This window comes from Bacillus sp. S14(2024) (assembly GCF_050473785.1).
GTDB classification, from domain to species: domain Bacteria; phylum Bacillota; class Bacilli; order Bacillales; family Bacillaceae_G; genus Bacillus_A; species Bacillus_A yunxiaonensis.
The window spans coordinates 1,037,910-1,060,539 of sequence record NZ_JBFLUP010000006.1 but is presented as its reverse complement, the minus strand read 5'-3'; the positions used below and the strand labels follow the sequence as shown (position 1 = coordinate 1,060,539).

Genomic DNA, 22,630 nt, shown 5'->3' with positions numbered 1-22,630 from the left:
GAAAAAAACGTTCCAGAAGGAAGTTTCACTTTATTTTATCCCGGAACAAAAAAGAAATGCCTACAATTAGGCATCTCTTTTTATTCAAGTTTAAGCGACTTTACTTATACTTGCGGTTCAGACGTATTTACTTCAACTTTCTTCTGACCTTTTCCTTTTTTCAAACGACGGCTTTCAAGCATCAACCAAATTTGAGATGCAACGAAAACAGAAGAATACGTACCAACAATTAAGCCGACAAATAATGCAATTGAGAAGTTTCGCAATGACTCACTACCGAAAATTAATAATGTAATAACAGGTAGTAACACTGTCATGACCGTATTAATAGAACGACCGATTGTTTGACGAATACTAGAATTCACAATCTCTTCTAAATCACTTACAGTACGAATTTTTTGTTTCTGTTTGTATAACTCACGGTTTCGGTCAAACGTAACAATCGAATCATTAATAGAATAACCGATAATCGTTAACACTGCTGCGATAAATGTTAGATCAACTTCTAAGTGAAGTAAGCTAAACACAATGATAATGAAGAATGCATCGTGCAGAAGTGCTAACACTGCCGATAGCGCATATGTGAAGCGGAAACGAATACTCACATATAAAATGATAACAAGAGAAGCAATTAGCACTGCAATAAGTGCATTTCGTGCAATTTCTTTTCCGATTGTCGGAGAAACTGTACTTACGTTCGGTTCTGCACCATATTTATCATGGTAAAATGTTTTTACTTTCGCAATATCGTCTTTTGATAGTACACCAATTGTACGAACAGCAAATCCTTTATTATCATTACCTGTCGGCACAATATCTTCTTTCTTCACATCTACTTTTAAATCATGTAACTCTTGTTGTACTTGTGAAACCGTTATGGCTTGATTTGTTTTAATGTCCATGCGCGTACCGCTTGCAAAGTCAATCCCAAGATTCAACTTAAAGATTGGTAAAATAATCGCACCTAGAATCATCACAACAACAGAGAACCAGAAAAACTTATGTCCAATATTAACAAAGTTAACACGGTCAAATTTCGTTGGTGCATGTTCTACACCTTTTGATAACGGAATAATTTCCTTCGGTTTTACACCAAAGTAAGAATATTTTTTATCAAAGTAACGACTCTTAACAAGTAAGCCAAGTAAGAAACGTGTACCGTAAACATTTGTAATAAAGCCGACGAAAATACTTACAATTAAACTTGTCGCAAATCCTTTCACAGAGCTATTACCGTATGCAAATAAGACAACTGCTGCTGCAAGCGTTGTAACATTCGCATCTAAAATCGTTGATAACGAACGCTGATTACCTGCGCGATATGCTGATAACATCGATTTTCCGATGCGCAATTCTTCTTTTAGTCTTTCATATGTAATAACGTTTGCATCAACCGCAATTCCGACCCCGAGCACCAGTGCCGCTATACCCGGTAATGTTAGAACAGCGTGCATCCAATTGAATACGAGTAACGTTATGTAAATATATAAACCAAGCATAATTACCGCTACAAGACCTGGTAGACGATAGAATACAAGCATAAATAAGAAAATAAGAGCGATACCAATCGCACTTGCAAAAATTGTTTTTTGCAATGCTTGCTCTCCGAATTTTGCTCCAACAGAAGTAGAGTATATTTCTTTTAAATCAACAGGAAGTGCTCCGGCATTTAACAACTCTGAAAGTTGTTTTGCGCTCTCTACTGTAAAGTTTCCACCAACAATAGATACTTCCGCTTGATTAAATACTTGACTAACAGTAGCTGCCGATAAATATTTTGGCTTTGGCTTCGCTGCTTCTGCCTTGTAAGAATCTTTTCCTTCTTCAAAATCAAGCCAAATCACCATTAAATTTGTTGGTTGCGGCATGCTAGATACTTTTTGAGTTACTGCACGGAACTTATCAGCACTCTTTAATTTTAGGCTAACGCTTGGACGGCCTTGTTCATCAAACGTTTGCTTTGCTCCATCCGTCGCTAAATCAGAACCATCCATAAGAATGTTATCATTTACATCACGAAATGTTAATTTCGCTTGCGTTGATAACACATCTCGCGCTTGCTGCTGATCTTTTACTCCAGCAAGCTGCACACGAATGCGATCATTTCCTTCAATTTGGATATTCGGTTCGCTTACACCAAGAACGTTTACACGTTTTTCGAGTGCACCAACCGTACTCACAAGAGTATCCTTTGTAACTTTATCTCCTTTTTTCGCTGGCTTTACTTCATATAAAATTTCAAAGCCGCCCCGAAGATCAAGCCCGAGGTTAATTCCTTTTGTAATGTTTTTTGTCGTTGCTCCAATGATTCCTCCAATTAATAACACAACGAGGAAAAAGGCAACGATTCTACTGCTTCGTTTTGCCATATGTTTCTTGTTCCTCCTTTGAACAAAGGCCATTGTTCCAAAATTACCTCTTTATCAATACTCATTATTATACTGCAAGAGGAAGAACAAACCAATTACAACCTATTATTTATTTTCATATTCTTCAAATGACCAAAGCGGTGCTTGGTACGCCTTCATCGTTAAAAATGTCATATAATCGTTAGCTGTTAACGTTAACACGTCATTTACAAGCTCATACAATCTGACATCACTATCTACTTTTTTCCACTTTCGAGTCTTTAAACATTTCCAAACGTCTTCCATTGTAACGCGATCATAGCCGAGCATTTGGAACTCTTCTACCTTGCTTTCTAAGACGATTCTTAACTGTTCCCGATACGCTTCTATCAACTCTTCTTTCCCAACCACTTCCAGCTCATCTCCTTCTGATCTCACGTTCCTCATTTCAAATGCTTGTCATGCTTGCCTTATAGATGCATATAAATTATTGTAAATCATTCCATTGATTTTGAGAAGGTAGGAGAAAATTATGACGAAACAAACCTTTTTACGAGGTGCTTTTATTTTAATGTTAGCTGGTTTTATCACGAAAATATTAGGATTTATTAACCGTATTGTAATGGCACGCACTTTAGGAGAAGAAGGTGTTGGATTATATATGATGGCCGTTCCAACATTTATATTGGCTATCACCATTACACAAATCGGTCTCCCGGTTGCCATTGCAAAACTGGTCGCTGAAGCAGAGGCTACACATGATAAGCAACAAGTTAAAAAAATATTAACTGTTTCATTAGCTATCACCTCGGTCATTAGTATTCTATTAACAGCCGGAATTATGCTTCTGGCACCTTTGTTAGCAGAAACATTTCTAACCGATAAACGAACCTATTATCCATTAATTGCCATTTTACCCGTTGTGCCTGTTATTGCCGTTTCTTCTGTGCTTCGTGGTTATTTCCAAGGGAAACAAAACATGAAACCGAGCGCCTACGCACAAGTGCTAGAACAAGTCGTTCGCATTACAATTATTGCAGTATGCATCCGCCTTTTCTTACCATATGGAGTGGAATACGCTGCAGCGGGTGCAATGCTATCTGCTGTACTCGGAGAAGTCGCTTCCCTTTTATTCCTATTAACGTTGTTTCAAAGAGAAAAACATCTTTCCATTCGATCTCGTTTTGTAAGTACCGTAAAAGAAAGCAAAGACACTTTTTATTCTTTAATGGATATCGCACTTCCTACAACAGGAAGCCGTTTAATCGGATCCATTTCTTACTTTTTTGAACCAATTGTTGTCATGCAAAGTTTAGCAATGGCCGGAGTTGCAGCCTCTATTGCAACAAAGCAATACGGTATATTAAATGGGTATGCCTTTCCACTTTTGTCTTTGCCAGCTTTTATTACCTATGCTCTTTCAACAGCGCTTGTTCCTTCCATTAGCGAAGCAAACGCTAAAAAGCAGCACCGTTTAGTAGAGCGTAGATTACAGCAAGCAATGCGCATCTCTCTTATTACAGGAGGATGGTCTGTTGTTATTTTATACGTATTCGCTTCACCTATTTTAACGCTTATGTATGGTTCCGATAGCGCGACCCTTTTTATTCAAGTACTTGCACCTTGTTTTTTATTTCACTATTTTCAGGGACCACTGACATCTGTATTACAAGCTCTAAATTTAGCGCGAGCTGCCATGATGAATACATTTATCGGAGCGATTGTGAAATTACTTGTTATTTTCGTCCTTGCCTCACAGCCGCAATTTCAAATGATGGGTGTGGCACTTGCAATTGCAGCCAATATCGTGACAGTTACTTTACTTCACTATGCAACGGTATTAAAAAAGATTACGTTTACTATTTATATAAAAGATTATGTATACGGATTATTTTCCATGATCATTGCTGGAGGAACAGGTTACTACATACATAAGCACATCATCTTCTCCCCTTCACTTGGCAAGCAAACATTATGGGAAGTACTATCCACTACGACACTATATATATTTCTGTTAATCCTTTTTCGCCTTATTAGAAAAGAAGAATTACTTCGATTACCTATTATTCGTAGATTCTCTTTTTTTAAATAAAAAGTTGCTGCCTATTTTAAGGAGCAACTTTTCATTTATCTATTAAATCAACAAAAAACTGGCCGTTTTGAAAGCTACAATATGAAATATTTTCAATATCCTTATACCCTAATTTCTTTAGTTTGTCTTCCAGCCATATATCGGTATGTTCCATCATGTATAAGTGTTTTTTCTGAATTTCTCCATCAATAATGAGCGGAACCGAAAATAATGGTGTATCATTTTTACTTTTTTTACTTTTTTGCTTTTCAAACACCGATAATCTTCCTGATGGTTCTAAAATTGCATACTCTACATCACGTATATCACCGATACTTTGCTCACGTAATTGCATAAGCAAATCATCCATATTGTAACGATGTTTACGCATTTGCTTCTCATCGATTTTCCCCTCGTGCACGATAATAGCCGGCTCCCCTTCTAATATATGACGAAGACGCTGGCTTTTTAGCGAGACAAAAGATAAAGCAATTTGAATGATCATAATAAGCACCATCGGAACAAGTTGATGCCACATTGCCTTATCCATATTTTCAATTGCAATAACTGCCATTTCACCAAGCATAATAAAAACGACTAAGTCCAAAACACTCAATTCACCAATTTCACGTTTTCCCATTAGACGAAAAATAATGAGCATTACACTGTATAAGACAATTGTTCGAAAGATAATTTGAACTAGTTCCATCTTTCATTTCCTTTCTCATTTCAATTTCTATATATTAGTTTCCCCGTACAAAAAGAAACTAGTCTAACTTAGCAAAACAAGAAATATGCTTGTATTAGAAAGGAGAGATGCTCTATGGATGGAACGAAAAAATTATCAATTGCAGTTGGATTCGGCATCGTTACCTTACTTATCTTCGCTTGCCTAGCAAGTATCATCATTGCTTTATTATTGAAGTTTACAAACATAAATGAAGGAACTTTATCCATCGCACTTTTTGTCCTCGCAATTATGTCGACAATAATCGCTGGATTTGTTGCTGGGGTAAAAGCGCAGGGAAAAGGTTGGTTTGTCGGTGGATCCACTGGAGTCATATTTGCCATTCTCGTATTTCTTGTAAATTATTTAGGCTTTTCATCGGCGTTATCAAAGGCACAGCTTCTATATCAACTCGTGATTATAGCGGCAAGTACACTTGGAGGCATACTCGGAGTCAATATTGGCAAGCGTACAACATATTAAAAAAGCTGTCCCAAAAGTAATACTTTTGGGACAGCTTTTTTTCATTAACCTTTTACAATTTCACGAATCGCACTGCGATCAAATGTAAGGTGTGAACCACCAGATTTAATCACGATTGTTGTATCAGTTACAGATTCAATTGTACCATGCATGCCGCCAATTGTTACGATTGCATCGCCTTTTTTCAGTTCACTTTGCATTTGTGCTACTGCCTTTTGACGCTTTTGTTGCGGGCGAATTAATAAGAAGTAGAAAATCGCAAACATCGCAACAATCATGATAATATTCATCATACCTGGATTCATCTTTTATTCCTCCTTAATTATTATGTATTAGAAGTTTTTAGCATTCGGTTTATTAAAGCCATACTGTTCAAAGAACTCATCACGGAAGTCTCCAAGACGGTCTTCACGAATGGCTTGTCTCACCTGCTCCATTAATTTTAACAGAAAATGCAGGTTGTGGTAAGACGTTAAGCGAATTCCGAATGTTTCATCACATTTCATTAAGTGGCGAATGTACGCACGTGAATAATTTTTACATGTGTAACAATCACAATTTGGATCAAGCGGGCCAAAGTCCTTTGCATACTTCGCATTTTTCACAACTAGACGTCCTTCACTTGTCATACATGTACCATTTCGTGCAATACGAGTTGGAAGTACACAATCAAACATATCAATACCACGAATTGCACCATCAATTAACGAGTCTGGAGATCCAACACCCATTAAATAACGAGGTTTGTTATCTGGAAGAAGTGGTGTTGTAAATTCAAGCACACGATTCATAATATCTTTCGGTTCTCCAACAGATAAACCACCTACTGCATAACCTGGGAAATCCATTGAAACAAGATCACGGGCACTTTGACGACGAAGTTCTTCAAATTCTCCGCCCTGCACAATACCAAACAACCCTTGATCCTGCGGACGCTGATGCGCTTTTAAACAGCGCTCTGCCCAGCGGCTCGTACGCTCTACTGATTTTTTCATATACTCAAATGTCGCTGGAAACGGCGGACACTCATCAAATGCCATCATAATATCAGAACCAAGTGCATTTTGAATTTCCATTGCCTTTTCTGGTGATAAGAATAATTTATCTCCATTTAAGTGATTGCGGAAATGAACACCTTCTTCTTCAATGCGACGGAAGTCACTTAAACTAAACACCTGAAAGCCACCGGAATCTGTTAGAATCGAACGATCCCAGTTCATAAATTTATGTAAACCGCCTGCTTCGCGTACAATTTCATGACCAGGACGAAGCCATAAATGATACGTATTACTTAAAATAATACCCGCATCCATTGCTTTTAACTCTTCTGGTGACATTGTTTTTACTGTCGCAAGTGTTCCTACTGGCATAAAAATTGGAGTTTCAAATGAACCGTGCGGTGTATGAACACGGCCTAAACGTGCTCCTGTTTGTTTACAAGTTTTAATTAATTCATAACGTATTGCTGTCATATTGTTGCTCCTTTTTATTTCTTCTCTACTTTAGAGTGAGATGCAACAAACATCGCATCACCAAAACTAAAGAAACGATACTTTTCTTTTACCGCTTCATTGTACGCATGAAGAACATTTTCTCTTCCTGCAAATGCGCTCACAAGCATAATTAATGTTGATTTTGGCAAGTGGAAGTTTGTAATTAAACCATCGATCGCTTTAAATTCATATCCTGGATACATGAAAATATCAGTCCAGCCAGAAGCTGCGCAAAGTTTGCCATTATTGTCTGTTGCAATTGTTTCAAGCGTACGCGTTGATGTTGTACCAACAGTAATAATACGACCGCCTTTTTGTTTTACATTGTTTAGCAAATCTGCTGTTTCCGCTGACATATGATAATACTCTGCATGCATATGATGCTCCTCGATTGTATCTGCAGAAACCGGTCTAAATGTCCCAAGTCCAACATGCAATGTAATAAATGCTAAATGAACACCTTTTTGCTTCAACTTTTCTAGCAGTTCTTCTGTAAAATGAAGTCCCGCTGTTGGCGCCGCTGCTGAACCAACTTCACGTGCAAACACCGTCTGATAACGATCGCGGTCTTCAAGCGTTTCTTTAATATATGGAGGAAGTGGCATTTCACCAAGCTCGTCTAAAATTTCATAGAAAATACCATCATACGAAAATTCCAAATGGCGGCCACCTTGTTCACCAGCTCCGACACATGTTGCTTTTAGTTTTCCCTCACCAAAAGAAATTACCGTTCCTTCTTTCACACGTTTTGCAGGTTTAACAAGCGTCTCCCAAGTGTCTCCATCTTCTTGCTTTAATAAAAGCACTTCAATATGTGCACCTGTATCTTCTTTTACACCGTGCAAACGCGCAGGCATCACTTTCGTTTCATTTAAAACTAAACAATCGCCCTCATGTAAATATGAAAGAATGTCAGTAAAATGTTTATGCTGAATCTCACCCGTTTCACGATCTAACACCATTAATCTTGATGTTTCACGATCTTCAAGCGGTACTTGTGCAATAAGTTCTTCTGGTAAATGAAAATCAAACAAATTAATATCCATAACTAAGTTCACCTATTTCTATTTAAATCGATTTATGACATACATAATAAAAGATAATACAATACTTATCACAATACACGTAACAATAGGAAAATAAAAGGTAACGTTTCCCTTTTTCACAAAAATGTCGCCTGGAAGCCTTCCTATAAGCTTCCAAGCTAATCCCACAACAATTAAAAGAATGCCAGCCGTAATGAGCAGCTTTGACATATCCATCAAACCCCAGGCATCTCCATTCCGAAATGTTCATATGCAAGCGGTGTAACAATACGACCCCTTGGTGTTCTTTGCAGGAAGCCAATTTGCAGTAAGTACGGCTCATACACATCTTCAATTGTATGAGATTCTTCCCCAATCGTTGCTGAAACTGTTTCTAATCCAACTGGACCACCGCGGAATTTTTCAATAATACCAAGCAATAATTTGTGATCAATATGATCTAATCCAAGTTTATCTACTTGCAGTAGTTCGAGTGCCATTTGCGTAATATCCATCGTAACAGTTCCATCACCGCGCACCTGCGCAAAATCACGTACACGACGCAATAAGCGGTTCGCAATTCGCGGTGTACCTCGTGCACGCCTTGCAATCTCTAAGGCAGCTAACGAATCAATTTCAACTTCAAACACTTCTGCTGTACGTTCTACAATGGCTGATAACTGATCAACTGTGTAATATTCTAAACGAGACAATACACCGAAACGATCTCGAAGCGGTGCAGATAATGCACCTGCCCGCGTTGTTGCGCCAACTAATGTAAACGGAGGTAAATCAAGCCGAACAGAGCGCGCTGTTGGACCTTTCCCAATTACAATATCAAGACAGAAATCTTCCATCGCTGGATATAACACTTCTTCAATGGAGCGATGCAGACGATGAATTTCATCAATGAATAAAACATCACCCGGTTGAAGCGCCGTTAATACCGCTGCTAAATCACCTGGCCGTTCAATTGCCGGTCCTGATGTTGTACGAATATTCACGCCCATTTCATTCGCAATAATGTTTGCTAATGTCGTTTTCCCAAGTCCTGGCGGCCCATACAATAAGACGTGATCTAACGTTTCTTCACGCATTTTTGCAGCTTCAATAAATACTGCTAAATTATGTTTTGCTTTATCTTGCCCAATATATTGACGGAGCGTTTGTGGTCTTAACGAATATTCTAAGTCCATATCTTCATATACGGACTCTCCCGAGACAAGACGTTCGTCCATTCTACTCACCTCTTACCATTTAGTAAAAGACTAAGTGCCTTTTTAATATATTGATCCGTCGTAAGTGATTCTTTTAATAATTCTGGCACGACGCGAGACACTTCTCGCTCTGCATATCCAAGTGCTCTAAGTGCTTCCAGTGCTTCATCAAGCTCCGCAGATGTTCCTTTTTTCTCATCGAAACGCTCTTCATCTGAAAATAGGTCAACAAAGGCATCCGGCACAACATCTGCTAATTTCCCTTTTAAATCTAAAATCATTTGACGCGCTGTTTTCTTTCCAACACCTGGGAATTTCACTAAGAATTTTTCATCCTCATGTTCAATCGCTTGTACAACCTGACCTGTTTGACCAGAAGCTAAAATCGCAAGCGCTCCCTTTGGTCCAATCCCCGATACACCTAAAAGTTTTGTAAATAATAAACGCTCTTCACGTGTTTTAAATCCGTAAAGGGCCATGATATCTTCTCTTACATAATGATATGTATATACGCGAAGTTCTTGTTTACTTCTTTGAAATACATACGGATTTGGTGTAAAAATTTGATAGCCCATTCCGTTATGGTCAAGAACAACATATTCCGGTCCTACATATTCCACATAACCTGTAATATATTCAAACAAAACTGTATCTCTCCCTCTCAAATCATGTATTCCATTTTAACATAAATAACGATATAAATGCGAGATTCCCCCAACAAATGTTCTCTATCCTATCTTTTCCTTTTCATATTGACTGAGTACTCTCAAAGAATGAATAGCATAAAAATGATAAGAAAACAGCCGTAGCTACTTTAAGCTACGGCTGTTTCCATTACTCATAGAATACTGTTCCATATCTTTCATTACTTCCACAAATCGCTCTTTCGATTTCACTCGAATCCCGCGCTTCAACCGTTCGCGCTGATAACTCTCCATCTTTTTCATATCAATTTGAAAAAAGGAATGAATGACATTATCGGTTTCGGGTACACCGTTAAAAATTTGGAGAATTCCTTCTTTCGAAACCCCAAAATAACCGCTTGTTTTTAATAACGGCGAAATATCGTCAATGCGTTTTTGCAATACAACTTGTACATCGTCTCGATCAACAAGTTGCCACTCTTTATATTGTTCCAAAAGCTTTTCTAAGTGCACAACCTTGTCTCTAAAAATTTCCTGACTCACTTCCCCGTCTAAATATATACGCTGCAACATGATTGTAATTTGAGGTTCCTGTTCCACTGCATTATCCGAACTCTCTGCCGATGCTACACTCGATTCATGATAAAAACAAAACACAGCTAGCACAATCTGCATTGCAATAATCATGAATTTCATATGCTGTCACCTCTTTTAGGGAAAATAAAAAACTTCTATTTACAGTTTGACCGAAAATAGAAGTTTTATCCCTTAGAAAAGTGGCGCTGACTGTTAATCCACTTAGACGAAAGGAGTTAGGAAGCGAAGCTAGATCATACGAAAAACGGAGTTGACTAGAATAAATTCTTTCCTACAAAGAATCACGTCTAAAAGATAACTAACAAAAAAGCGGAATAAGATTTTCATCTTACTCCGCTACAATTTTCTATATAATAAGAAAGACGCCTGTCATGCAGGCGTCTTGATGCGTTTTACGGCGAGAGACCAGGCGGCCACATCCGCGTGTTTAGCACTTAAGCATATCTCTCGTCTTACGTAAATTAGCTCATCGCTTTGTTAATATAACATTAACCGCGCAAGAAAGCAAGAAAGAAATGAATAACCACCTTTATACTACTTTTGATACTGCCTATTTTAGCATGTCTTTTGCCGATTTTACCTACCAATTCTTCTACAATACTACACTGTAACCCTAAACGCCCTCTCTAGAAAAGGAGAATTTCAAAAATGTCGAATCAACTTATCACAGATTTATCTGAATCAAAAAAACATTATAGTACAATTAACACAGGATTATTAGAAGATGAACTTCAATTAGACTGCATCGAAAATATACATTTACTAACAGAAAAATCGATACATTACATAAATAAAAAGAAGGGGAAATAACATTTCCCCTTCTTCTCATTATCGCACCGTATTAGTTACATTCGTACGAAGATCTTGAAACAGATTTGTTACATCACGATTTAAATTGTTTGTAACTGTTCCATTTCGAAGACTTGTGCTAATTGTGTCAACACGAGTAAACATATCTTCTTTTGCTGTAATATAGACATTTCGATTGTTAACAAGCGGTGCGACAGCTTTGCGAATGTCATCTGTTAATGCTTTTTCATCTGTTCCACTGCGAGATTTTACTGCAATGACAACATCATTACCGCGCACAACAGTAGAAACACGCTCCACGTTAGCCATACCCTTTACACGATTAGTAATAGCTTCAGCTGTTTTACCATCATTGTTAACATAGGAGTTGTTCATCGTAACGTTACGAGTTGGATACGGAGTCGTTATATTACGAGTTGGAGACGGATTCGTTATTTGTCCGTGATAATTTACATCGCGGTAATAATTGTATCCAACGTTATTACGAGTATTATGAATGTCTTTATTAATTTTTGAATACTTTACATTTCCGTAATTGTCCGTTCTGACATCGTTACGGTACGTAACATAATCTGTAGTACGGTCTGTACGTGTTACATTATCTCTATACGGATAGGTATTCTCATACGCTGTCCGTTGATAATTATAAGTAGCATTACGATCCATTGCACTTTTTTTAGGTGTACCACATGCAGCTAATGCACTGGTAACTAACAAAGAAGCGGCAATAAGCTTAATTTGTTTGTTCAATACAAAAACCCCCTCTGTTAGAATGAACTTTTCATTCGAAAAGCTCCCTCTTATAATGAGTCACAAAGGGGGTTTTTACACTGTCAGTATTTTACTTAAAATTTCGGAGGTGCTGCTGCTAAATGACGCTTATGCTCTGAACGGGCATGAAGACGCTCAATAATAAGACGATCTTTTTCAGGAACTTCCTCACCTTTTAAATATTTGTCAATCATGTTATATGTTGTACCCATTTCATTTTCATCCGTTTGACCTTCCCAAAGACCTGCGCTTGGTGCTTTATGTATAACTTCATCTGGCACCCCTAATGCTTTTGCCATTTCTCGTACTTCACCTTTTGTGAAATGAACAAGAGGTACTAAATCTACACCGCCATCGCCATACTTTGTGAAATATCCAGTATGCCATTCTGCCGCATTATCTGTCCCAACAACAAGGTAGCCAAAATTGTTTGCAACAGCATATAATGTTGTCATACGAAGACGAGCACGTGTATTTGCATCACCTAATGTCGCACGTTCTTCATCCCATTTTCCATTTGACTTCAGTTGTTCTTCTACTGCACCAAATAATGTTTTATGTGTCTCTGTTAAATCAACGATATAATGATCAATTCCAGAGCTTTCTACAACTTTTAATGCGTCCTCTTGATCTTTTGGATTACTTTTACAAGGCATAATAACGCCTAAAGAATCATTTGGACATGCACGTTTAATTAAATGCGTTACAACAGCAGAGTCAATGCCGCCACTAATCCCAACAATAAGACCTTTTACATTTGCCTCTTTTACTTTCGTTTGTAACCACTCAATGAGTTTTTCAATTTTTTGTTCCATTTCTGCTACTTCCTTTCTCAGCAGGATTCATTTGTACTCATTTTACTATATTATCTAATCTTTTCCGAATTTCCAAACAGATTTTCACAAAAAAAGCCGTTCTGTATAAAAGAACGGCTCCTTGACACCCTTTTTAATTTTCCTCTTCTTCCGAATATGGTGTACCAAATACAGAAGGAGGATTTGGTGGATAATACATTGTACCAGGCTGTGGTGTATACGGAATATATGGATTTTGTTGATAAGATTCACGTGGAAAATATGGTACACCTGGCTGTGGACTATACAATTTTGGTTCATCATCACAGCCACAGTCCTCTTGTATTGGCGCAATTGGCGGTGCATTATTATCCATTGTTATAGGTGCGACATTTGGATTTGGCATAGAAGTGTATTGCATATCATATTGTGGCATGCCCTGCATTGGCGGCATACCTTGCATTGGCGGCATGCCGTAGTATGGATTTTGTTGATATGGCATTTGATAGTGTGGCTGTGGGTATGGTGATTGATATGGCATCTGTTGTGGGTATGATGGTGGGTATGGATACGGCATTGGTGCAAATGGTGGCATTTGATTACTTTCCATCATCGGCATCATATTTGGCATGTGGCTACTTTCCATCATCGGCATCATATTTGGCATGTGGCTACTTTCCATCATCGGCATCATATTTGGCATATTGCTACTTTCCATCATTGGCATCACATTTGGCATTTGATTACTTTCCATCATTGGCATCATACTTGGCATTTGATTATTTTCCATCATCGGCATCATATTTGGCATATTGCTACTTTCCATCATCGGCATCATATTTGGCATATTGCTACTTTCCATCATCGGCATCATATTTGGCATATTGCTACCTTCCATCATCGGCATCATATTTGGCATATTGCTACCTTCCATCATCGGCATCATATTTGGCATATTGCTACCTTCCATCATTGGCATCATATTTGGCATATTGCTACCTTCCATCATCGGCATCATATTTGGCATATTGCTACCTTCCATCATTGGCATCATATTTGGCATATTGCTACCTTCCATCATCGGCATCATATTTGGCATATTGCTACCTTCCATCATTGGCATCATATTTGGCATATTGCTACCTTCCATCATCGGCATCATATTTGGCATATTGCTACCTTCCATCATTGGCATCATACTTGGCATTGGACTATTTTCCGTTATTGGCATCACATTTGGCATTGGACTATTTTCCGTCATTGGCATCACATTTGGCATTTGATTACTTTCCATCATCGACATCACATTTGGCATTTGGATATTTTCCATTATTGGCATAACACTTGGATGGATATTTTCCATTATTGGCATCGTAACATTAGGTGGGAGCACTTGTGGAATTTCTTTTGTAACCTGCGGTGCGACAACATTGCTTACATTTTCTTTTGTAACTTCCGGTGCAACGACATTGCTTACATTTTCTTTTGTCACTTGTGGTGCGACGACATTACTTACATTTTCTTTTTTTACTTCTGGTGCGATGACATTACTTATATTTTCTTTCTTCACTTCTGGCGCGATGACGTTACTTATATTTTCTTTCTTCACTCCTGGTGCGACAACATTACTTCCTTTCATTTTATTTACTTGCGGAGCAATTAAATCGTTACCTTTTTTTATAATATCTGCAATTTTATACTCTTTTTTCGCTTTTACCGGTGGTTGCGGCGGCTGTGGTAAAATGTTCACGGAAAATTTTGTGCTCTCTTTTTGTTTTTCTACTTTGCTAACAACCGGTTGCTTCTCAACAACAGGTAGTTTTTCTACTGGTTTCTCTTTTTGGATAGGCTGTTCTTTTTGGATAGGTTGTTCCTTTTGTATAGGCTGCTCTTTTTGGATAGGTTGTTCCTTTTGTACTTCTTTTTGTGGTTTTACCTGCATTTCCTTCTGCGGTTTTTGCGCTGCTGGTTTTTCTGTAATTGGTCCAGCTTGTGAGACCTCCTCCTCTTCTTCTATACCAAGAGGTTTAGGTGCAACAGGAAATTCTTTTTGCTGCACTTCTTTTACATATTCTTTTGGAGGGACTGAACCAGCACCTGGATTTTTTTTAATCGGAACACTGTTAGATGGTACTTTAATTTTCATGCCAGGCATAATTAAATCTGGATTACTGAGCTGTGTATTCGCTGCTTTTAATGTTTCAAAATCCACCCCGTACTTTTTCGCAATTTTCCAAAGGGTATCCCCTTTTTGCACGATATGAATTTTCAAATTTTCCCCCTCCTGTATAACTTATCTATAATAAAGTGAAACTTCCATCAGTAGAGTTTTTCTTCATCCCCACTAATGGTTAGTTGAACCAATCGGGCTTTTACAGACAGCTATCCCCACCTATCTTCCTAAGAAAAGCGGAAGCGGCTCGTTCAGAATCGCAGGACGCCCGCGCCTAAGGCAAAGAGGCGCTTTTTGCCTCGTCCGAAGGGCGAAACGACCGGAGATTCTAGCCACTAGAGCTGGACAATGCTTTTCTCTGAATCTTGAGGTGAGGAGCTTACTGTCCACGAATAGCGAGATAAAAACGAATATTAACACAATGATTGCTTCAACACAATGTATGCTCACGAAAGCAGAATTATGTACAAAAGAAAAAGCAACGGAAATCCGTCGCTTCTATGCTCGCTCTAACATTCTGTTTAGCGCAAGTACCGCTTCTTCTGTTATTTTTTTATCTACTTGAATTACATTTACATGCTCGCCGCGCTCGATTGCTTCAAGCGCCCATAGTAAATGTGGTAAATCAATACGGTTCATCGTTAAGCATGGACACATAAATGGATTTAATGAAATAATTTCTTTATCTGGATGCTGTTGAATAATACGATTAACTAAGTTCATTTCTGTACCGATTGCCCACTTACTTCCAGACGGAGCTTTTTCAATCATATCAATAATATATTTTGTTGAACCTGCATAATCAGAAGCTGCAACAACTTCATAACAACATTCTGGGTGAACAATAATGTTCATATCTGGATGATTTTTTCTTACACTTTCAATATTCTTCACAGTGAAATTTTGATGGACGGAACAGTGCCCTTTCCATAAAATAACCTGAACGTCTTCTACATTCCCATCATATTCTAATGAATCTGTGTGTGGATCCCAAACCGCCATTTTTTCTAAAGGTACCCCAAGGTCATATGCTGTATTACGTCCTAAATGTTGATCTGGTAAAAATAAAATACGCTCTTTTTGTGTAAATGCCCATTTCACCATTTCTTTCGCATTAGAAGATGTAACAGTTGCACCGCCATTTCGGCCGCAAAATGCTTTAATTGCAGCAGTTGAGTTTACATATGTTAACGGAAGCATCGTATCTCCAAATAATTGCTGTAACTCTTTCCAAGCTCGCTCTGTTTGTTCGATATCAGCCATATCAGCCATAGAGCATCCAGCTCGCATATCAGGAAGAATGACAATTTGTTCATCTGTTGTTAGCATATCAGCTGTTTCGGCCATAAAGTGAACACCGCAAAACACAATATATTTCGCTTCTTTGTTGCGTGCAGCTACTTGTGCAAGCTGCAAGGAATCTCCCGTTGAATCTGAAAATTGAACAACCTCATCTTTTTGATAATGATGCCCCGGAATAAAAAGCTTTTCTCCTAGCTTCTCTTTAATTTCACGCACACGCTCTTCCATTTCTTCTATTGACATTGTTTGATAACGATCTGGCAACATCGTTTCAATCGGTTGCACTGTTTCTAAAATACTCATCTGTGAAGTCCCCCTCTTCCCTTCTCTCAATCACACTTCAATGTTGAAACTAATATCTAACGCTTTAACAGAATGAGTTAGTAATCCTAACGAAATGTAATCCACACCTGTTTGACCATACTCCGCCAAATTCTCAATCGTAATCCCACCTGAAGCCTCTGTAACAATTGCACCTGGTACGAGCTTGCAATATTCGCTCACTTCTTCTGGCGTACGATTATCAAACATAATAATGTCTGCTCCAGCAGCAACTGCTTCTAGCACTTGTTCTTTCGTTTCTGTTTCCACTTCTACTTTTACCATATGTCCAAGCTGCTCTTTCACTGTTGTTACCGCTTTTGTAATCGAGCCAGCGAACGCAATATGGTTATCTTTAATCATGACACCATCGTATAATCCGAAGCGATGATTATAACCGCCGCCGCATACAACGGCATGTTTATCAAACATACGAAGCCCTGGCATTGTTTTTCTCGTATCACAAATGCGTGTATGATCGCTTCCGAGTGCAGTAACTGCCTTTCTTGTCATTGTTGCTACGCCGCTCATGCGCTGAATTACATTTAACACAACACGTTCAGCTGTTAATAAAGAAGCAATCGGTCCTTGTACAGTAGCAAGGATATCTCCGTTTTTCACCATATCTCCGTCTTTTGCATGGAGTGTAACTTCAATACGATTATCTAATAATGTAAAACCTTCCTTAATCACATCAACTCCTGCAAAAACACCCGTATCTTTTACAAGAAACGTTCCCCGCGCTTGCAAGTCGTTTGGAAAAATAAGCTGCGATGTTACATCTCGCTCCCCAATATCTTCTAGAAAAAATTGTTTCAATGCCTCTTTTACTTTTAATGTATTCATAGAACCCCTCTTTCCCTTCGTTAAGCGAATTGCAACATATTCTTTTTCATTACAATTTCGCACGTCCCGTTACTACGCTTTGGAAAATCACTGCGATAATGACCGCCAATACTCTCTTTTCTTTGCAGTGCAGCTTTTGTTAGTAACTGGCAAACAGTTAGCATATTAATAATTGTTATATCTTCATTTGTAAGGTCTTCATATGGAAGCATTTTACTATATGTTCCATACTGCTCTAGCCATCGCTTCGCATACGATAAACCTTCTTCCGTGCGTACAATCCCAACGTATTTCATCATCAGCTCTTGTATTTCTTCTTTTCGCGGCAACTGTATGTGCGGTAACTCACCTTGTACTGCTCCATCGCTATTCACGATTTGCGGCTCAATATTTGCTAAAATGTGTTCCCCTACACGTTTTCCAAATACAAGGCCTTCTAATAACGAATTACTCGCAAGGCGGTTCGCACCATGTACACCATTACATGCAACTTCACCCACTGCATATAAACGATTGATCGATGTTTCCCCGTTACAATTTGTTTTTACACCGCCCATATGAAAATGAGCACCTGGTACAACTGGAATATACTTATTTTCCATGTTAACGCCATTCTTTTTACATAAAAAAGAAACAGTTGGAAAACGCTCTTCAAAGTTTGAAATAGATGAGATATCTAAGTACACCATTTCACCAGCTAACATTTGTTCATGAATGGCACGCGCGACTACATCACGCGGTGCAAGGTCTTGTTGTTCATGAATATGCGTCATAAACCGCTCTCCTTTTGCGTTTCGAAGAATAGCACCTTCTCCGCGCACCGCTTCTGACACAAGACCGCAGCAATCCCCATTTACATATAGCATCGTTGGATGAAACTGTACAAATTCTAAATCAACAAGTTTTCCTCCAGCTCTATATACCATCGCTACCCCATCGCCTGTAACCGTACAATCATTGGAAGTGAATGCATACACTCCGCCAATACCACCTGATGCCAGTACGACACACTGTGCGTAATATTTTTGTATATTTCCTTTACTATCACGTGCAACAACACCATGACAAGTTTGATTCTCTATTATAAAATCCAAGACCATTTCTTGTTCAACAACTGTCACATATGGAAGTACTTGCTCTGCAAGATGCTCTAGCAAATTTTTCCCGGTCGCATCCCCGCCCGCATGTAAAATACGTCGTTTTCGATGCGCACCTTCTTTTCCAAGATGTAATCCTTGCTCATCACCGTCAAAGCGCATACCGTTATCTAGTAAGGTTTTCATTTCTCTTGGCCCTTGCTCTACTAAGTAACGAACAGCTTTCCTATTGTTATAATGACATCCTGCTGTAAGCGTATCTTCATAGTGATCATCTGGATGATCGTATGAAGCAACTGCTGCTGCAATCCCGCCTTGCGCCAAATTTGTATTGTTATTTCGCCCTGTTTTCTTTGTGATAATAATCACATTCTTTTCGTGACAAATTGTTTGCGCAACGCGCAGCGCTGCAACCCCGCTTCCGATAATTAAGACATCTGCATTTGGCATTTTCATTGCCCCCTACTTTACACTTTTCAACTGTCTTGACACCTATATTTACATATATTTAAAATAATAACAAGAGCTTTTTATAAAATGATAAGAAAATCTTATAAAGAAAGGGCTATGCTCTATGATATATATGGATTATGCTGCAACAACACCGATGAGTAAAGAAGCGCTAGAGACGTATACAAAAGCCGCTGAACATTATTTCGGAAATGAACAAAGCTTACATGATATTGGCGGTACCGCCTCCTCATTATTACAGTCTTGCCGCCAAGCATTTGCTACGATGATTAGCGGGAAAGAACAAGGGGTCTTTTTTACGAGCGGCGGATCAGAGTCCAACTATCTCGCGATTCAATCATTACTAAATGCTCGAGACGGAAAGCATATCATTACAACACCTATGGAACATGCATCTATCCGAAATTACTTTCACCTTCTTCAAGAGCAGGGCTATGAAATTACTGAAATCCCTGTAGATCGCTTTGGCATGATTCAACTTGATGCACTCGAACGTTCTATTACAGAACACACTGTACTTGCGAGCATACAACATGGAAACTCTGAAATTGGAACGCTGCAACCAATTGCTGAAATTGGGGCCATTCTTCAAAAACGTAACGTCTTATTTCATACAGATTGCGTGCAGACATTTGGGAAAATACCAATCGATGTGACTAAGATGAACATTGATAGTCTCTCTGTTTCTGCTCATAAAATTTACGGTCCAAAAGGGGTAGGAGCATGCTATATAAATCCACAAGTTCGTTGGGGGCAAGTATTTCCTGGCACCTCTCATGAAAAAGGATTTCGTCCCGGCACCGTGAATGTCCCTGGCATTGCTTCGTTTATTACAGCAGCACAGCACATGGTAAAGAATCAACAAGTGGAAGTAACTCGTTTACAAGAATTACGAGCATACTTTATCCAGCAATTACAAGCCATTTCACACGAAATACAACTTGAAGGCCATTCTACTTCTTGTTTACCACATATCATTGGGGTTACAATAAAAGGAATAGAAGGCCAGTATACAATGCTAGAGTGCAATCGCCGCGGCATTGCTATTTCAACAGGAAGCGCTTGTCAAATCGGAAAACAGGAGCCTTCTAAAACAATGCTTGCGATTGGAAAAGAACATGAAGAAGCAAAGCAGTATGTCCGCTTTTCATTTGGACATCAAACAACAACAGAACATATTGATGCAACAATCCATGCACTTATAGCAATCGGAAATCAATTTAATAGAGGTGTTAATAGTAAATGAGTCAAAATAAACAAAAAAAGATTTTAGGAGAGGAAAGGAGACAGCTCATTTTAGAATGGCTTCTCGCCGCAAGTAAACCATTGTCCGGCAGTGAATTAGCAAAGAAAACAAACGTAAGCCGTCAGGTCATCGTACAAGATATTTCTTTATTAAAAGCCCGAAATGAACCTATTATTGCAACAGCGCAAGGATATTTATATTTAAGACCGTCAGAAAAACAACATACTACATTCGAGCGCATTATCGTTTCCAATCATCAGCCATCACAAGTACGCCAGGAGCTTACTCTACTCGTTGACCATGGAGTTACAATTAAAGATGTAAAAGTGGAACATCCAGTATACGGAGATTTAACTGCTTTAATTCTAGTAAGTAATCGATTTGAACTCGAACAGTATTTAAAAAAAATTGAAGAAACAAAAGCGACTTATTTATCTCAACTTACAGATGGAATTCATTTGCATACAATTGAAGCAGATTCTATTGAAAAGTTAAATGCAGCTTGTGAGGCATTAGACCGAGCTGGATTTCTTGTTCATTAAAAAAACGCACAGAGAATTTTTACTATCTCTGTGCATTTTTTTGTTTTTATCCATGCTACAATAGAAAAAAATGATGGGAAGGGAGAAAATATATGGGAATCGAACTCATTCACTTTAGCATCGGAAAACCAAAAACAATCCAATATGCAGAAGATAAAGAAATGACAACCGGCATATGTAAACAGCTTGTTGAGGATGCTTTTTTATCAAAAGATGGCTTTCAAGGAGACGGTGTTGCGGACTTACGTTTTCACGGAGGGCCTGATCGTGCCGTTTGTGTCTACCCTTACGAACATTATCAGCTGTGGGAAAACGAGTTTCATACATCACTTCCTACATCTGCATTCGGAGAAAATGTAACAGTTACAAATATGTTAGAGCAGGACGTTTGTATTGGTGACATTTATCAGCTTGGAGATGCAATTGTTCAAGTAACGCAAGGAAGAATCCCATGTAGTACAATTTCGAAACGACTCGGCATTTCTGGTATTTTACCTCGCATTGTCGAAACTGGCTATACTGGATATTTATGCCGCGTTTTGCAAGAAGGAACGGTTCGTAAAGATTCACAAGTTACATTACTCGAACGTCAGCCACAGCAAGTTTCCATTTTATTTGCGAACGAAGTCTATTTCCGAGGACAAAAAGATGTAGATGGCATGGAAAAGATTATCGCAGTTCCCGAACTCGCAGAAGATTGGCGAAAATCATTGACCTCACGGCTTGAAAAATTAACATAGAAAATCCCACTGCATGCGCAATGGGATTTTCTTTTTCACACCCAATAAGAGGAATAGCTCCCAAGTAATGTGACAGAAAAGCCAAGTGCTTCTAACTCCATTCTCACTCCTGGAAGCAGGACATCATCATACTCTTTCTCCACATCAATTAAGAAAAAATAATTGCCGAGGCCTGTTTTCATCGGACGAGACTCAATTTTGGAAAGGTTTAATTTTCTCCATGCAAATGCGGATAACACTTGATATAACGCGCCTGCATAGTCTGAAGGTAACGTTACCATAAGCGTTGTTTTCGTCCCGCGGCGCTCCCCATTTCTCGGTAATTCAACTTGTTCGTTCTTATGCAATACGAGAAAACGCGTATGATTATTTTTATGCGTATGAATATCACGCTCGACAATAGATAATCCATATTTTTCAGCTGCAGCCTCATTTGCAATTGCCGCAATTTTTTCTTCTGGATGTTCCATTACAAACTGCGCGGCAGCGCTTGTTGATGTCATATCACGCACCGTCACACCTTTTAATTCTTGATTTAAAAACTTATGACACTGTGCAATTGCATGTGGATGAGAATGTACTGCATATACGTCTTTCCATACTTGTGCATGCTGCGGATGAACGAGCAAATGTTGCTGAACAGGTACTGTAATTTCGCCAACGATTGGCAACGTTTGCTCATGTACAAGATAATCAATCGTAATATTTACTGAGCCTTCAATCGCATTTTCCAGCGGTACAACGGCAAAGTCTACAACATCATTTGCTGCTGCATCTATACAATCTGGAATCGTTCGATATGGTACATGTTCAGCCTCAGGAAAGAAGCGACTCACCGCCATATTTGTAAATGTTGCTTCTGGTCCTAAATAGCCAACTCGAATCGTCATCTTTTCCCCTCTTTTTCGTTTT

At 38.6% G+C, this 22,630-nt stretch carries 23 protein-coding genes; 6 read left to right on the top strand and 17 right to left on the bottom strand.

The window, feature by feature from the left end:
• Window positions 1–104: 104 nt before the first annotated feature.
• Both secDF and AB1279_RS05645 read right to left on the bottom strand, forming a co-directional pair.
• Complete coding sequence (gene secDF / locus AB1279_RS05650; protein ID WP_429753752.1) at window positions 105–2,369, bottom strand: protein translocase subunit SecDF; 2,265 nt, start codon at window positions 2,367–2,369, stop codon at window positions 105–107.
• Window positions 2,370–2,474: 105 nt separating this feature from the next.
• Window positions 2,475–2,759, bottom strand: a complete 285-nt coding sequence (locus tag AB1279_RS05645) for a post-transcriptional regulator (RefSeq protein WP_336482014.1) — start codon at window positions 2,757–2,759, stop codon at window positions 2,475–2,477.
• 121 nt (window positions 2,760–2,880) lie between these two features.
• Here AB1279_RS05645 and spoVB point away from each other — a divergent pair, with 121 nt between their 5' ends.
• Window positions 2,881–4,440, top strand: a complete 1,560-nt coding sequence (spoVB, locus tag AB1279_RS05640) for a stage V sporulation protein B (RefSeq protein ID WP_429758119.1) — start codon at window positions 2,881–2,883, stop codon at window positions 4,438–4,440.
• A 31-nt stretch (window positions 4,441–4,471) separates the two neighbouring features.
• On the opposite strand, the gene AB1279_RS05635 is transcribed toward spoVB, so the two are convergent.
• Entirely contained in the window at window positions 4,472–5,128 is a 657-nt protein-coding gene (locus AB1279_RS05635; protein WP_336481786.1) for a DUF421 domain-containing protein, read from the bottom strand.
• 114 nt (window positions 5,129–5,242) lie between these two features.
• Here AB1279_RS05635 and AB1279_RS05630 point away from each other — a divergent pair, with 114 nt between their 5' ends.
• Entirely contained in the window at window positions 5,243–5,629 is a 387-nt protein-coding gene (locus AB1279_RS05630; protein WP_429753749.1) for a TIGR04086 family membrane protein, read from the top strand.
• A 44-nt stretch (window positions 5,630–5,673) separates the two neighbouring features.
• Here the strand turns inward: AB1279_RS05630 and yajC are convergent, their stop codons facing one another.
• The 7 genes from yajC to AB1279_RS05595 form a co-directional block, all read right to left on the bottom strand.
• Window positions 5,674–5,934, bottom strand: coding sequence for a preprotein translocase subunit YajC (yajC, locus tag AB1279_RS05625; protein WP_429753748.1), 261 nt, complete (start codon window positions 5,932–5,934; stop codon window positions 5,674–5,676).
• 27 nt (window positions 5,935–5,961) lie between these two features.
• A complete protein-coding gene (tgt, locus tag AB1279_RS05620; RefSeq protein ID WP_336481789.1) occupies window positions 5,962–7,101 on the bottom strand; it encodes a tRNA guanosine(34) transglycosylase Tgt in 1,140 nt (379 codons plus the stop codon).
• A 14-nt stretch (window positions 7,102–7,115) separates the two neighbouring features.
• On the bottom strand, window positions 7,116–8,168 hold the full coding sequence (queA, locus tag AB1279_RS05615; RefSeq protein ID WP_429753747.1) for a tRNA preQ1(34) S-adenosylmethionine ribosyltransferase-isomerase QueA: 1,053 nt from the start codon (window positions 8,166–8,168) through the stop codon (window positions 7,116–7,118).
• A gap of 18 nt (window positions 8,169–8,186) precedes the next feature.
• The gene (locus AB1279_RS05610; protein ID WP_429753746.1) at window positions 8,187–8,387 is read right to left on the bottom strand and encodes a DUF2905 domain-containing protein; all 201 of its coding nucleotides are present in this window, start codon (window positions 8,385–8,387) and stop codon (window positions 8,187–8,189) included.
• On the bottom strand, window positions 8,384–9,385 hold the full coding sequence (ruvB, locus tag AB1279_RS05605; RefSeq protein WP_429758118.1) for a Holliday junction branch migration DNA helicase RuvB: 1,002 nt from the start codon (window positions 9,383–9,385) through the stop codon (window positions 8,384–8,386). Before ruvB ends, AB1279_RS05610 begins: the two co-directional genes overlap by 4 nt.
• Before the next feature lie 5 nt (window positions 9,386–9,390).
• Window positions 9,391–10,008 carry a Holliday junction DNA helicase RuvA gene (ruvA, locus tag AB1279_RS05600; protein WP_429753744.1) on the bottom strand — a complete coding sequence of 206 codons (618 nt, stop codon included), beginning with the start codon at window positions 10,006–10,008 and terminating at the stop codon, window positions 9,391–9,393.
• A 165-nt stretch (window positions 10,009–10,173) separates the two neighbouring features.
• Window positions 10,174–10,704: a BofC C-terminal domain-containing protein gene (locus AB1279_RS05595; RefSeq protein ID WP_429758117.1), complete on the bottom strand. Its 531-nt coding sequence runs from the start codon at window positions 10,702–10,704 to the stop codon at window positions 10,174–10,176.
• Between the two features lie 549 nt (window positions 10,705–11,253).
• On the opposite strand from AB1279_RS05595, the gene AB1279_RS05590 reads away from it, so the two are divergent.
• On the top strand, window positions 11,254–11,415 hold the full coding sequence (locus AB1279_RS05590; protein WP_429753742.1) for a hypothetical protein: 162 nt from the start codon (window positions 11,254–11,256) through the stop codon (window positions 11,413–11,415).
• Window positions 11,416–11,433: 18 nt separating this feature from the next.
• On the opposite strand, the gene AB1279_RS05585 is transcribed toward AB1279_RS05590, so the two are convergent.
• The 6 genes from AB1279_RS05585 to nadB form a co-directional block, all read right to left on the bottom strand.
• A complete protein-coding gene (locus AB1279_RS05585; RefSeq protein WP_429758116.1) occupies window positions 11,434–12,165 on the bottom strand; it encodes a YhcN/YlaJ family sporulation lipoprotein in 732 nt (243 codons plus the stop codon).
• Window positions 12,166–12,260: 95 nt separating this feature from the next.
• Window positions 12,261–13,001: an NAD(+) synthase gene (nadE, locus tag AB1279_RS05580; RefSeq protein WP_429753740.1), complete on the bottom strand. Its 741-nt coding sequence runs from the start codon at window positions 12,999–13,001 to the stop codon at window positions 12,261–12,263.
• 133 nt (window positions 13,002–13,134) lie between these two features.
• Entirely contained in the window at window positions 13,135–15,252 is a 2,118-nt protein-coding gene (safA, locus tag AB1279_RS05575; protein WP_429758115.1) for a SafA/ExsA family spore coat assembly protein, read from the bottom strand.
• A 399-nt stretch (window positions 15,253–15,651) separates the two neighbouring features.
• A complete protein-coding gene (gene nadA, locus AB1279_RS05570; RefSeq protein ID WP_429753738.1) occupies window positions 15,652–16,758 on the bottom strand; it encodes a quinolinate synthase NadA in 1,107 nt (368 codons plus the stop codon).
• A gap of 30 nt (window positions 16,759–16,788) precedes the next feature.
• Entirely contained in the window at window positions 16,789–17,622 is an 834-nt protein-coding gene (gene nadC, locus AB1279_RS05565; protein WP_429753737.1) for a carboxylating nicotinate-nucleotide diphosphorylase, read from the bottom strand.
• Between the two features lie 20 nt (window positions 17,623–17,642).
• Complete coding sequence (nadB, locus tag AB1279_RS05560; protein ID WP_429758114.1) at window positions 17,643–19,169, bottom strand: L-aspartate oxidase; 1,527 nt, start codon at window positions 19,167–19,169, stop codon at window positions 17,643–17,645.
• A 124-nt stretch (window positions 19,170–19,293) separates the two neighbouring features.
• Between nadB and AB1279_RS05555 the strand changes: the two genes are divergently transcribed.
• The 3 genes from AB1279_RS05555 (at window position 19,294) to AB1279_RS05545 (ending at window position 21,718) form a co-directional block, all read left to right on the top strand.
• Window positions 19,294–20,436: an IscS subfamily cysteine desulfurase gene (locus AB1279_RS05555; protein ID WP_429758113.1), complete on the top strand. Its 1,143-nt coding sequence runs from the start codon at window positions 19,294–19,296 to the stop codon at window positions 20,434–20,436.
• Window positions 20,433–20,978, top strand: a complete 546-nt coding sequence (locus AB1279_RS05550; RefSeq protein WP_429753734.1) for a transcription repressor NadR — start codon at window positions 20,433–20,435, stop codon at window positions 20,976–20,978. The genes AB1279_RS05555 and AB1279_RS05550 overlap by 4 nt, the downstream gene beginning before the upstream one ends.
• A gap of 92 nt (window positions 20,979–21,070) precedes the next feature.
• On the top strand, window positions 21,071–21,718 hold the full coding sequence (locus AB1279_RS05545; protein ID WP_429753733.1) for an MOSC domain-containing protein: 648 nt from the start codon (window positions 21,071–21,073) through the stop codon (window positions 21,716–21,718).
• Between the two features lie 35 nt (window positions 21,719–21,753).
• Here the strand turns inward: AB1279_RS05545 and pheA are convergent, their stop codons facing one another.
• Window positions 21,754–22,608, bottom strand: a complete 855-nt coding sequence (gene pheA / locus AB1279_RS05540) for a prephenate dehydratase (protein WP_429753732.1) — start codon at window positions 22,606–22,608, stop codon at window positions 21,754–21,756.
• Window positions 22,609–22,630 lie beyond the last annotated feature (22 nt).

Coding starts and splice junctions, on each gene's coding strand:
- AB1279_RS05550 (WP_429753734.1), top strand. CDS start 20,433: ATGAGTCAAAATAAACAAAAAAAGATTTTAGGAGAGGAAAGGAGACAG.
- nadA (WP_429753738.1), bottom strand. CDS start 16,758: ATGAGTATTTTAGAAACAGTGCAACCGATTGAAACGATGTTGCCAGAT.
- nadB (WP_429758114.1), bottom strand. CDS start 19,169: ATGCCAAATGCAGATGTCTTAATTATCGGAAGCGGGGTTGCAGCGCTG.
- queA (WP_429753747.1), bottom strand. CDS start 8,168: ATGGATATTAATTTGTTTGATTTTCATTTACCAGAAGAACTTATTGCA.
- spoVB (WP_429758119.1), top strand. CDS start 2,881: ATGACGAAACAAACCTTTTTACGAGGTGCTTTTATTTTAATGTTAGCT.
- tgt (WP_336481789.1), bottom strand. CDS start 7,101: ATGACAGCAATACGTTATGAATTAATTAAAACTTGTAAACAAACAGGA.
- secDF (WP_429753752.1), bottom strand. CDS start 2,369: ATGGCAAAACGAAGCAGTAGAATCGTTGCCTTTTTCCTCGTTGTGTTA.
- AB1279_RS05545 (WP_429753733.1), top strand. CDS start 21,071: ATGGGAATCGAACTCATTCACTTTAGCATCGGAAAACCAAAAACAATC.
- AB1279_RS05590 (WP_429753742.1), top strand. CDS start 11,254: ATGTCGAATCAACTTATCACAGATTTATCTGAATCAAAAAAACATTAT.
- AB1279_RS05635 (WP_336481786.1), bottom strand. CDS start 5,128: ATGGAACTAGTTCAAATTATCTTTCGAACAATTGTCTTATACAGTGTA.
- AB1279_RS05595 (WP_429758117.1), bottom strand. CDS start 10,704: ATGAAATTCATGATTATTGCAATGCAGATTGTGCTAGCTGTGTTTTGT.
- nadC (WP_429753737.1), bottom strand. CDS start 17,622: ATGAATACATTAAAAGTAAAAGAGGCATTGAAACAATTTTTTCTAGAA.
- nadE (WP_429753740.1), bottom strand. CDS start 13,001: ATGGAACAAAAAATTGAAAAACTCATTGAGTGGTTACAAACGAAAGTA.
- AB1279_RS05630 (WP_429753749.1), top strand. CDS start 5,243: ATGGATGGAACGAAAAAATTATCAATTGCAGTTGGATTCGGCATCGTT.
- AB1279_RS05555 (WP_429758113.1), top strand. CDS start 19,294: ATGATATATATGGATTATGCTGCAACAACACCGATGAGTAAAGAAGCG.
- ruvB (WP_429758118.1), bottom strand. CDS start 9,385: ATGGACGAACGTCTTGTCTCGGGAGAGTCCGTATATGAAGATATGGAC.
- yajC (WP_429753748.1), bottom strand. CDS start 5,934: ATGAATCCAGGTATGATGAATATTATCATGATTGTTGCGATGTTTGCG.
- pheA (WP_429753732.1), bottom strand. CDS start 22,608: ATGACGATTCGAGTTGGCTATTTAGGACCAGAAGCAACATTTACAAAT.